The organism is Mesorhizobium sp. PL10, assembly GCF_053714315.1.
This window is the reverse complement of the sequence record NZ_JBSKBR010000135.1, coordinates 1-1322: the sequence shown is the minus strand read 5'-3', so window position 1 is coordinate 1322 and position 1322 is coordinate 1. Positions and strand designations below refer to the sequence as shown.

The 1322-nt window shown below is 59.1% G+C and carries 2 pseudogenes; both read left to right on the top strand.

Going from position 1 to position 1322, the window contains the following annotated elements:
- The first annotated feature begins 87 nt into the window (after positions 1 to 87).
- A pseudogene (locus ACWGTO_RS33435) lies at positions 88 to 378 on the top strand (MucR family transcriptional regulator).
- 651 nt (positions 379 to 1029) lie between these two features.
- A pseudogene (locus ACWGTO_RS33430) lies at positions 1030 to 1309 on the top strand (SDR family NAD(P)-dependent oxidoreductase); the annotation flags it as partial.
- Positions 1310 to 1322: the final 13 nt, after the last annotated feature.

Below are 1322 nucleotides of genomic sequence, written 5' to 3'. Positions count from 1 at the left end.
GTTTGTGGCGACAGTCATTCAGCTATGTCAGTCAACCGGCGATGTTCCTTCCGGTGGAGATCACCGAGGAGGGGTGCGTCGTTCAGGCTGCCCCCAACGGGGGCGCCTATCCAAAAGCCGGCAGTTAATCCCAAAAGATCCGTGTTCCCGGATTATATCATCAGCCTCGAAGATGGCCAGAAATCAAGTCGCTCAAGCGACATCTTGCCGTCAGACACAGCATGACTCCCGATGAATACCGGACAAAGTGGGGGATTGGCGAAGGATTACCCCATGGTCGCCCCGAATTACTCGGCAACCCGATCAGCGCTAGCAACAAAATCGCTGGGCTTGGGGAGGAAGGCGGCTCCAGCAAAGAAGCCTCCCGCAAGGCGCTAGGCCAAGGCCTGGGGCGTACCCCACTAAGCGGGAGGGTCCGACAGGTCAAAACATCGCCGTGATCATATCAGCGCTGCTGACGCTGCCGATGATCCGCGCCTGGTCAGCAAAGGCGGATCCTAAGAATTAGAAATTTCGAGGCCAATGCCCTTAGCTTCAAGTTCGCCTTCAAAAGAGACGACCAACGACCGGTTTTGGCCCGAAGCCCCCCGTATGTTCTCTACGAGGTGACACTTTCAGCCGTCGCGCTGGAGTGGTGGCTTACCGCGAATAGAAGATCCTAAATGAGCTGCGGCGCAAGACAAGGGGCCGGAAGACTTGGTTAGCAAGTCGTTACATGAAGCAGCGCCTAGTCTCTCCAAATGCCGCGATCATGCGCACTCCAGCGACATCCTGCGAGAGCTTGCTCAGGCCTCTCATACGGCGCCTTGCCGGTCGATTGCTGCATCGGTCCATCGACAACGACGGCGGCGGCGATATCAAGTGGGGCTGCCTGTGTCATCGCTCGATCCTGGTCAACGGATGTGAAACCCTCGCGCTCCTGCCTCTGCGTTTGGAACAAGGCGGGCCCGACCTCTCGGTTCCTCGCGCGAGGCGCATGGTGACATTCGGCCTCTCGCCAGCGCAGCTGAACTCGACACCAGAAAAACCATGGGCATCGGCCATGCCACGGTCAAGCGCTTTTCCCGTGAAGGGTGGCGCGTCATCACATGTCGCGCCAGGCGTTCGCCGAGGACTGCCCGTGGCCGGCCGGCCCTGAGGAAGGTCGATCTCGCCGACCAGGAGGATGTCGGGATCGCCGTCTCGGAAATCTGCCATCGTCTGGAGGCGCATGGCGGCAATTGTACGCGTTGGTCAACAATACCGGCATTTCGCCGAAAGTGAATGACGGCAACAGCCGCTGAACTCGATCGACACGCCGATGCATGTTTGACGCGACGTCT